Annotated in this window: 8 protein-coding genes and 1 pseudogene; 6 read left to right on the top strand and 3 right to left on the bottom strand. The window is 69.5% G+C overall.

Annotated elements, in window-relative coordinates; genetic code table 11:
• Positions 1 to 156: 156 nt before the first annotated feature.
• From AB0N03_RS26580 to AB0N03_RS26595, 4 genes are all read left to right on the top strand, one after another.
• Positions 157 to 1,110 (top strand): VOC family protein, encoded by a 954-nt coding sequence (locus AB0N03_RS26580; RefSeq protein ID WP_364377060.1) that lies wholly within the window; start codon positions 157 to 159, stop codon positions 1,108 to 1,110.
• 11 nt (positions 1,111 to 1,121) lie between these two features.
• Entirely contained in the window at positions 1,122 to 2,108 is a 987-nt protein-coding gene (locus AB0N03_RS26585; RefSeq protein ID WP_364377062.1) for an alpha/beta fold hydrolase, read from the top strand.
• Positions 2,105 to 3,283 carry an acyl-CoA dehydrogenase gene (locus AB0N03_RS26590; RefSeq protein ID WP_364377064.1) on the top strand — a complete coding sequence of 393 codons (1,179 nt, stop codon included), beginning with the start codon at positions 2,105 to 2,107 and terminating at the stop codon, positions 3,281 to 3,283. The genes AB0N03_RS26585 and AB0N03_RS26590 overlap by 4 nt, the downstream gene beginning before the upstream one ends.
• Positions 3,284 to 3,345: 62 nt before the next feature.
• A complete protein-coding gene (locus AB0N03_RS26595; protein ID WP_364377066.1) occupies positions 3,346 to 3,978 on the top strand; it encodes a dienelactone hydrolase family protein in 633 nt (210 codons plus the stop codon).
• A 36-nt stretch (positions 3,979 to 4,014) separates the two neighbouring features.
• Here the strand turns inward: AB0N03_RS26595 and AB0N03_RS26600 are convergent, their stop codons facing one another.
• Entirely contained in the window at positions 4,015 to 4,593 is a 579-nt protein-coding gene (locus AB0N03_RS26600) for a helix-turn-helix domain-containing protein (RefSeq protein ID WP_364377068.1), read from the bottom strand.
• Positions 4,594 to 4,655: 62 nt separating this feature from the next.
• Here AB0N03_RS26600 and AB0N03_RS26605 point away from each other — a divergent pair, with 62 nt between their 5' ends.
• A complete protein-coding gene (locus AB0N03_RS26605; protein ID WP_364377070.1) occupies positions 4,656 to 6,422 on the top strand; it encodes an acyclic terpene utilization AtuA family protein in 1,767 nt (588 codons plus the stop codon).
• Between the two features lie 14 nt (positions 6,423 to 6,436).
• Positions 6,437 to 7,978: a CoA transferase gene (locus AB0N03_RS26610; protein ID WP_364377072.1), complete on the top strand. Its 1,542-nt coding sequence runs from the start codon at positions 6,437 to 6,439 to the stop codon at positions 7,976 to 7,978.
• A gap of 24 nt (positions 7,979 to 8,002) precedes the next feature.
• On the opposite strand, the gene AB0N03_RS26615 is transcribed toward AB0N03_RS26610, so the two are convergent.
• The gene (locus AB0N03_RS26615) at positions 8,003 to 9,040 is read right to left on the bottom strand and encodes an acyl-CoA desaturase (protein ID WP_364377073.1); all 1,038 of its coding nucleotides are present in this window, start codon (positions 9,038 to 9,040) and stop codon (positions 8,003 to 8,005) included.
• 127 nt (positions 9,041 to 9,167) lie between these two features.
• Positions 9,168 to 9,395 (bottom strand): annotated as a pseudogene (locus AB0N03_RS26620) (acyl-CoA desaturase); the annotation flags it as partial.
• Positions 9,396 to 10,094 lie beyond the last annotated feature (699 nt).

Here is a 10,094-nt window from a genome sequence, read left to right on the forward strand (position 1 = left end):
CGTCATCTCCACGGGTCGTTCAGCACACGGTACCCAGAGCCCCCGCCGCAGACCAGTGCGCTGGTTCGACATCGCCGTGCGCTCTCGCGCCACACGCCGGCCCGCCGCGTTCCTACAGTTCGCCTCGGCGGACATCTCAGTGTGGAGGAGCCACCCATGACCTACGTGCACGGTTCGCACCACGTGACGCTTTCCGTCGCGGACGCCCAGGAAGACGTCGACTTCCACGTCAAGATCCTCGGCATGCGCTTCATCAAGCGCACCGTCCTGTTCGACGGCTCCCTGCCGATCTACCACCTGTACTACTCCAACGCCGCGGGCGACCCGTCGAGCGTGGTCACGACCTTTCCGTGGGCGCAGGCCGGGTTCTTCGGCAAGCGCGGCACCAACCAGGCTCGCGAGGTCCTGCTGTCGGTCCCGGAGCACTCGCTCGACTTCTGGCACGGCAGGCTGACCGAACACGGCGTCGAGGTCACCGACGTCGAACGGTTCGGCAAGCGCCGGCTCGCGTTCCGGCACCCGTCGGGCATCGAGTACCTGCTCGTCGGCAACAGCGGCGACGAGCGAGTGGGCCACCCCGGTCACGGGGTGCCGCCGGAGCACGCGATCCACGGCATCCACGGCGTGGGCGTGCACATGGCCACGCCCGACCGCATGGTGGAGTTCGCCGGCGAGTCGTTCTTCGCCCAGGACGGCCTCGCCGAGGAGGGCGACGTCATCGGGCTGCGGATCGGCGACGCCAAGCACGGCAACCACCTCGAGATCACCGTCAACCGCACCGACGACCAGGGCACCTGGAGCTACGGCGCCGGCACCTACCACCACTTCGCGTGGAACGCCGCCACCCTGGAGAACCAGGACGCGCTGAAGTTCGAGATCGAAGGGCGCGGCTACACCGACATCTCGGAGCTGAAGGACCGCAAGTACTTCAAGAGCGTCTACGTGCGCACCCCGAGCGGCGCGCTGTTCGAGCTCGCGGTCACCCACGCCGACGGCGGCTGGACCTGCGACGAGTCCCCGCACGAACTCGGCACCCGCTTCCAGCTGCCGGAACAGTTCGAACACCGCCGCGACGAAATCCTGGGCCGGCTGGAACCGATCGACATCTGAGGGCGGCAACCATGACAGCTCCGCACGTGGCCGGCGGACACGAAATCACCGTCCGGCGCGGGCAGTTCTGGGTACCCGGCGAGCGAATGCGCACCGAGCACGGGACGGCGCAGCGGGCGCCGCTGTTCGTGCAGTGGGAAGCGCCACCGGGAGAGGCTCATCCCCTCCCGCTCGTGCTCGTGCACGGCGGCGGCGGGCAGGGCACCGACTGGACCGGCACCCCCGACGGCAGGCCGGGATGGGCGACCCGGTTCGTCGAAGCGGGCTTCGCGGTCTACGTCGTCGACCGCTGCGGGCACGGACGCTCCCCGTACCACCCCGACGTCGTCGGCCCGATGGGCCCGCCGTTCCCGTACGAAGCGGCGCGAGCGCTCTTCCTCCCCGAGGAAGCGCGTGAGGAGCAGACCCAGTGGACCTACGGGCCGGAGCACGTCGACCAGCTCCTCTGCCCGATGGGACCACTGCCCGCCGACCTGGCCGAATCGCAACGCCTGGACGCGGACCGGCTGGGCAGGCTGCTCGACATCGTGGGCGAAGCCGTGCTGGTGACCCATTCGGCGGGCGGTCCGGTCGGCTGGCTGACCGCGGACGCGCGGCCGGACCGGGTCGCGGCGATCGCGGCGATCGAACCGATGGGTCCCCCGTTCGCCCGGTTCCCCGGACTCGGCACGCTGACCTGGGGCCTCACCAGCGCCGAGATCACCTACGATCCACCGGCCGACGACCCGGCCGCGGTCGGCGGGCGGCGCATCCCGGCGCTGGCGGGCAAGCCGGTCGCGGTGGTGACCGGCGGCGCGTCGGCCTTCGCCGGGTTCGCCCCGCAGATCGTCGAGTTCCTGAACACCGCGGGGGCCCGCGCCCGGCAGCTGCACCTGCCGGACTTCGGCATCACCGGCAACGGCCACGGCCTGATCTTCGAGGCGAACTCCGACGAGACCGTGAAACCCGTCATCGACTGGATCCTGACCACCCTGCCCATCCGAGGACGGACATCATGAACCAGCTGCACGTCAGCGCCGAATTCGACGCGCTCATGGCACGGCTCGACGCCATCACGCCGGTCATCGAGGAAAACGCCGAGCAGGGCGAGGTCCTCGGCCGCGTCCCCGACGAACCCGCCAAGGCCCTGCACGGCACCGGCGCGTTCAAGGTCGGCATCCCCCGCGAACTCGGCGGCTACGAATTCTCGCCACGCCAGGTGATCGACACGATCGCCAAACTGTCCTATGCGGACGCTTCGGTGGGCTGGGCCTTCATGGCCGTGCAGATGGTCACCGGTACGACGGGCGCCTACCTCGGTCCGGATGCGGCCGCGGACCTGTACCCGGACGCCGGTCACGGCGACCACGCGCTCATCGCCGGCCAGGGCACCAAACTCGGCACGGCCGTGCGGGTGGACGGCGGCTACCGCATCAGCGGGCACTGGCACTTCGCGTCCGGGATCTCGATGGCGACCCACATCCACACCGCGGCGCTCTGCGCGGAGACCGGCGAGGCGCTGGTCTTCACGCTGCCCAAGGAACAGGCCACCGTGATCGACAACTGGGACGTCATGGGCCTGCGGGCGACCAGCAGCCACGACTACGTGTGCGAGGACGTTTTCGTGCCGGAGAGCCACGTGTACGGCATCGCGACCACCGAGGTCCGGCACGGCGGCGCGATCTACCGCATGGGGCTGGCGAACATGGCCGGCGTCTGCCACACCGGGTGGGCGCTCGGGGTCGGCCGCCGGATGCTCGACGAGATGAAAGTGCTGGCGGCCAAGAAGACCGGCAGCCCAGGCGCGTCGGTCGACACGCAGCAGTTCTACGCCGAGTACGCCCAGGCCGAGGCGAAACTGCGCGCGGCGCAGGCGTGGGCGATGGACGTCTGGGCCGGGAACGAAGCCACCCTGGACCGCGGCGAGCCGCTGGACACCGAGCAGGAGACGCTGACGCGGCTGATGCTCAACAACACCACGTGGTCGGTGCACGCCGTGGGCCAGACCGTCTACAAATGGGCCGCGACAGCGGCCCTTCGCCACGGTGTCCTGCAACGGTTCTTCCGCGACCTGCACGCCGGCACCCAGCACATCACCTCCAGCCCGGTCGTGCTGCAGAACTGCGGCAAGCTGCTCAGCGGCCTGGCACCCGGCGCGCGGTGGGTGTTCCTCGACCTGCAGGACACACCCTGATGCCCGAGGACCTGGCCGCGCGGTCCACCGCCCGTGCCGCTCGACGAGCAGGCGGTGATGACGTGACCCCTTTCCTCGTCGAGTGGGGCGCCCCGGCGGACCGGGCCGCACTGGCCGTGCTCGCCGTGCACGGCCGCGGTCAGGACCCGGCCTTCATGCAGGCGACGGCTCACCGGTTCGCTACGGCGTCAGCACGGTTCTTCGCGCCGGAAGCCGAGGACAACACGTGGTACCCGCTGTCGTTCCTGGAGCCGGTCGAGCGCAACCAGCCGGCGCTGGACCGGTCGGTGCAGGTGCTGGAAGCGTCCCTCGCCCGGCTCGCCGAGGCCGGTTTCGACGGTGAACGTGTGGTGCTGTGGGGCTTTTCCCAAGGCGCTTGCCTGCTGTCGCACCTGGTGCTGAGCGCCCCGCGCCCGCTGGCCGGGCTCGTCCTGTTCACCGGCGGCTACCTCGGCACGGCGCCGCCGGTGCCGGGCGGCCAGGCCCTGAGCGGAGTTCCCGTGGTGCTGCGGAGCATCGAGGACGACCCGTGGGTCCCCCGGCACCGGGTCGACGAGACGGCCGCGCTGTTGCGGCAGGCCGGAGCGCAGGTGGACCTGCGCATCGACCCCGGCGCCGACCACATCATCACCGACGAGGCCTGCGCGACGGCCACCGAGCTGCTCAACGCGGCGGCAGCGCGCGCCTCCGGCTGACGCAGAGTTCGGTTCGGCAGCTCCACCTGAAGGCTTTCAGGTGAAGGTGCGTCGGCTCCCACCGAAGACGTCCAGGCAGGCGTCGACTCGGCGACGCAGGGACTCGGTCGTGGCCGGGGTGTCCGGCCCTTCGGCCGGAAGCCGAACCACTTCGATGATGCCGCCCAGGACGAAGTCGGCCAGCGTCGACGGCTCCGGCAGGTGTTCGACGAGCCGGAGACACGCGGGGTGCAGCAGGTCGCGGTAGGCGTTCGCCGTCTGCTGGGACGCCGCGCTCGGGTAGAGGTTGCGGTAGAGATCCGCGTGTCGGGCGGCGAAGTCGCACAACCGGTGGATCACCGCGCGCGGGTCTTCCGCCTCGGCGTCCGGGGCGAGCTCCCGGAACGAAGCCGCCACCGCCTGGGCGACAGCGTCGTCACGGTCACGAAAGTGCTGGTAGAAGACCTGCCTGCTGACGCCCGCGCGCTGGGTGATGTCGCTGACCGAAATCCGCTCCACCCGCCGTTCCTCGATCAGGTCGAACGCGGCTCGCCGCAGCTGGTCGCGCACCCGCGCGGCGCGGGGATCGGCGCTGCCGGTGCGGGCCGGTGCCCGGAGAGCCTCGTTCGTTGACACGTGTCAACGATAGCAGTAGCGTCGATTTCGGCGACAGGTGTCAATGAAATGAGGTGGCCGACATGGGGCATCCCGTCCGGATCGCGAACTTCTCCGGCGCGATGGGCGACCGGTTCTCCGCGTTCGAAGAAGCCGTGCAAGGCGATCCGGTGGACGTCGTGATCGGCGACTCGATGGCCGAGATCACGATGTCGATGGTGGTCGCCGGTTTCCACGGCAACCGCGAGGCCCGGCGCGAATTCTTCAGCGAGTTCTTCCTCCGCCAGTTGCGTCCCCAGTTGCCCGCGATCGCGGAGAAGGGGATCAAGGTCGTGACCAACGCCGGCATCTACCACCCGGCGGGTCTCGCCGAGGCGATCCGCGCCGAAGTGACCGACCAACGCCTCGACTTGAAGGTTGCGTACGTGACCGGGGACGACCTCACCGACACCGCGAAGGACCTGATCGCCGACGGCCAGCTGAACCACCTCGAAACCGGCGCCGCGCTGGAGATCGATCCCGTCGAGCTGCTGGCGGTCAACGCCTACCTCGGCGGCTGGGGCATCAAGACCGCCCTCGACGAAGGCGCCGACATCGTCATCACCGGCCGCGTCGCCGACGCCTCCCTCGTCACTGGACCGGCCGCGTGGTGGCACAGCTGGGAGCGCGAGGACCTCGACCGCATCGCCGGCGCGACCGCCGCCGCGCACATCATCGAATGCGGGCCGCAGGCCACCGGCGGGAACTTCGCCGGCTTCACCGGGATCGCCGACAACACCCTGCCCGGCTTCCCCATCGCCGAGGTCGCCGACGACGGCAGCTTCGTCATCACCAAACGAGCCGGCGACGGCGGCGCGGTCACCGTCGACACCGTCACCGCGCAGCTGATGTACGAGATCCAGGGCCCGCGCTACCTCAACCCGGACGTCACCTGGCACACCGACTCGATCACGCTGGCCCAGAACGGCCCGGACCGCGTGCGCGTCACCGGCGCCCGTGGCAGCGCCGCGTCCCGGACGACCAAGGTCGGCGTCAACTTCCAGCGCGGTTACCGCGGCGCGACCTGGCTCTTCCCCACCGGCCTCGACGTCGACGCCAAGATCGACGTGCTCAAGGCCCAGGCCGAGCGGACGCGCCAGGATCACCCGGTCGACGAGCTGCACTTCTTCGTCTGCGGGCAGCCCGTCCCCGACCCGAAAACCCAGTGGCAGGCCACCGTCGCGGTCCAGCTCGCCGTCGCCGCATCGGACCAGAAGACGGTGTCCGGGTTCCTGAACCAGTTCTGCTCCTACGGCCTGGGCAGCATCCCCGGCTTCTACATCGACATGACCCAGATGTACTCGATGGGCGGCCGGCCGCGGATCGACTACTGGCCCGGGCTCGTGCGCCAGGCCGACCTCCACCACCAGGTCCACCTGCCCGACGGCCGGGTGCTGGACATCGCTCCCCCACCGGACACCGTCCTCTTCACCGGCCAGCCCGAAACCCCTGCGAGCCCCACGACAGCCTCCGGTCCCACCACGACCGTCCCCTTCGGACAGATCGTCTACGCGCGCACCGGCGACAAAGGCGCCAACGCCAACCTCGGCGTGTGGTCACGGGACGTAGCCGGGTGGCCGTGGCTCGCGGGATTCCTCACCGCCGACCGCCTCCGCGAGCTGCTCGGCTGCCCGGAGGCCGTCGACATCGAACGCTACGAACAGCCGAACCTGCACGGCATCTCGTTCGTGCTGCGCGGCTACTTCCCGCCCAGCGGTTCCGCCAACCTCGCCCTCGACCAGATCGGCAAGTCCCTCGGCGAGTTCCTGCGCGCCCGCCACGTCGACGTCCCGACCGCCCTGCTGCCCTGACCGGAGAGCCCACAGTGGAAACCACCGACCCACAGGCCCTGCGCGCCGCCATGCTCGAGGCCGTCCACCACCGCGCCACCGACGACGCGTTCGACCCGCACGCCGAACTCCGCGCCATCCTCGACCCGCTCGGCTTCACGCCGGAAGACAGCGGCGGAACGGTCACGTTCCTCAAGCGCGACCCGCTGATGCCCAGCGCCCTGCGCATCGGCGGCGCCGCCGCGGTCGCGCTGGCCCAGCAGTCGGTGATCGCCGCGAAGCTGTGGCGGATGCGCACCGGCCTCGGCCAGGCCATCACCGTCGACCTCGGCCAGGCCATCCGCCGCCTCGCCCCGGCGTCCGAGATGAAGTGGGAGACCCTCAACGGTTATCCCGCCGCCATGTCCGACCGCTCGATCGGCGCCCACTTCGCCTTCTACCCCACCCGCGACGGCCGCCGTGTCATCCCGGTCAACATCTACTCCGGGCTGAAGTCGAAGATGCTCGCCGTCCTCGACTGCGCCGACAACCCCGAAGCCCTCGGGCGCGCCATCGCCCGCCACAGCGCCGACGAGCTGGAAGCGCTCGGCGAGCAGCACGGGATCGTCTTCGCGAAGGTCCGCAGCGTCGAGGAGTTCGTCGAAGAGCCGGTGTTCGACCACCTCGCGTCCCGGCCGCTGATCGAGATCGAGAAGGTCGCCGACACCGAGCCCGAACCGCTGCCGGAGTGGGGCACCCACCCGCTGTCCGGCATCCGCGCGCTCGGCATGGGGCACGTGATCGCCGGTGCCGGCATCGGCCGCTCGCTGGCCTCCCTCGGCGCGGACGTGCTCAACGTCTGGCGCGCCACGGAGTTCGAAGAGGACCCCCTGATCGCGACGGCCAACGTCGGCGTCCGCTCGACCCGTCTCGACGTCCGCGACCCCGACGGGCAAGCGACGCTGCGCGCGCTGCTGCGCGAAGCCGACATCTTCTACGCCAACCGCCGCCCCGGCCTGCTCACCGAACTCGGCGTCGACGCCGAACAGGCCTTCGCCGTCCGGCCCGGCCTGATCCACGTCACGGCCAGCTGCCACGGCGAGACCGGCCCCTGGGCCCGGCGCGTCGGCTTCGACCAGGTCGCCGGGACGGTGACCGGCATGGTCGCCGCGGAGGGCAGCCTGGAGGAGCCGAAGCTGCCGCCGACGTCGATCATCAACGACTACCTGGTCGCCTGGCTCGGCGCGACCGGCGCCATGGCGGCGTTGGTTCGCCGCGCCACCGAGGGCGGCAGCTACCGCGTGCACGTGTCGCTGACGCGCGCGGCGATGTGGGCGGTGACGCTCGGCTTCTTCGACTGGGACTACGTCCGCCGGACCGTCGGCAGCGGCGGCGAGCACGAACTGCTCGACCCGCAGCTGTTCACGTCGCTCACCCCGCTCGGGATCTACCAGGGCGTCACGGAGAACATCACGTTGTCACGGACCCCGCACCACTACCTGAACGTGCTCTCCCCGCGCGGCGCCGACCAGCCGACGTGGCTGCCCAAGCCCCGGAAGCTCGACGTGGCCGCACTGGTCAAGACCCTCCGGAGGTAGCGCCCAAGCCAACCGGACACCACCTCAACCACCGGTCCGGAGGGGTGCGCTGACGTCGTGCAGGTGCTGCAGGACGTAGTAGTAGGTCTTCAGCAGTCCACATTGGGCGTAGTCGATCCCGCGGCGGGCACAGAACTCACGCACCAGAGGTTGCGCACGGCGCAGGTTGGCGCGCGGCATGGCGGGAAACAGGTGGTGCTCGATCTGGTAGTTCAGCCCGCCGAGCGTGAAGTCGACCCACCGGCCGCCGCGGATGTTGCGGCTGGTGAGGACCTGCTTGCGCAGGAAGTCGAGCTTGGTCTTGTCGGTGAAGGTCGGCATGCCCTTGTGGCCCGGCGCGAACGAGCAGCCCATGTAGACACCCCACAGTCCCTGGTGCACGGCGATGAACGCGACCGCCACCGGCGGAGACAACACCACGAACACCGCACCGAGGTAGACACCGAAGTGCACGAACAGCGACACCGCTTCCAGCCACCGGGCTTTGATGTCGCCGCGCGCCACGGCACGGATGCCCGACCAATGCAGACTCAGTCCTTCGAGGAACAGCAACGGGAAGAACAACGCCGCCTGGTGCTTCGAGGTCCAGCGCACGAAACCGCTCTTCTCGGCCGACTGTCCCCGGGTGAAGGCGAGCAGCGGGATGTCGATGTCGGGATCGTCGCCTTCGTGGTTGGGATTGGCGTGGTGCCGGCTGTGCTTGCCCATCCACCAGCCGTAGCTCATGCCGACGACGGCACCGAAGGCATAGCCGGCGCGGTCGTTCGCTCGTCCGCCGCGGAAGATCTGGTTGTGTCCCGCATCGTGGCCGAGGAACGCGATCTGGGCGAACATCACCGCGAAGAAGACCGCCGTGGCCAGCTGCCACCACGAATCGCCCAGCACCACGAACGCCACGCACCCGCCGACCAGCGCGAGCAGGGTGAGACTGATTTTCACCGCGTAGTAACCGTAACGGCGATCAAGCAGGCCTTCATTCCGCACGAGGCGAATCAGATCACCGAAGTCGTTACGCGACGTCGCGCGGGCGCCCGCGTCGACGTCCGCCGGAGATATAGCCATCGAAGTCCTTCCCCAATCCTGCGTCGCCGGGAGTGGGGGCGACCGCTCATCACTGCTCGACACAGATGCCCGCACGTGCGCGCGCTAAACAAGTTCGAGCCGCCGGGAACGATACCTTGCGTTCGGCTCAGCTGCCGTCGGCTGGGTGGTCCTGCGGTGCTTGCAGGCGGGGTTCAGCAGGCCGGCCGGGTTCGAGCTTGCCGAACCCGCGGGGTGCGGGGGTGCAGCCCGGGTCGAGTTCGCGGGCCGGGCGTTCGGGTCTCGGCCGGCGGACTTCGGTGGCCCAGCCGAACTTCTCGAAGAGCCGGATCAGCCGGGCGGAAATGTCGTGCCGGCCCCTGCGGACGCCGTCGCGCGGGTTCGTCGCCGACACCGCCGCCGGCCACCTGGTCACTCATCGCGCTGCCCTCCGCTGTCCGGGTGAGTGCTGTGGGCATCCACCCGGGCGCTCACCTGCGACTCTGCGAGGTGCCCTTCCTCGTTCGGGTCACGTAGTAAATCTACGGCGGCTGGAGTAGACATTCGGCGCCGGGTGTGTGTAGAGTTCTCCTCGTACCGAGAGAGACAACGTCAAGCAGGCGCGGGAGAGGACGTAACTACCCGCGAAGTGAGACAAGCGGTCAGGCAGGACGGGGCCAATCAGTGAACAGGTCTCGGCTGGTGACCGAAGCAGTGCCCGGGACCGGGTTGTGAAGATGAAGTCAGAGGTAACGGTCCCGGTGAAGTGAAGCAGTGCAGGACGTGGGCGGAGTTCGAATGCCCGCGAAGCAAGGTAGTACGCAGTAGTCAGGTAGTCCGCAGTATCAGCAGTACCCGTAGTTGGATAGATCGCAGTATGCAGTGAAGACAGCCAGGTGGCCGGGACCGATCAACGCAAGGGGTTCCGGGCAGTGGCCCGCGGTGTTACGCGTGCTGGGGCCGATCGGTGGAAAGGGTTCCAGCCGGTGATGACCGCGACAGCAGTACGCAGCAAGAAGGAAACACCGAAGAGAAGGGAAAGGGCACATCATTGGATCGCCCGCAGCGGCTGGGCAGTAGTGCCGCGCGGGTACCG

It is taken from the genome of Amycolatopsis sp. NPDC051061, from assembly GCF_040682935.1.
Lineage (GTDB): Bacteria > Actinomycetota > Actinomycetes > Mycobacteriales > Pseudonocardiaceae > Amycolatopsis.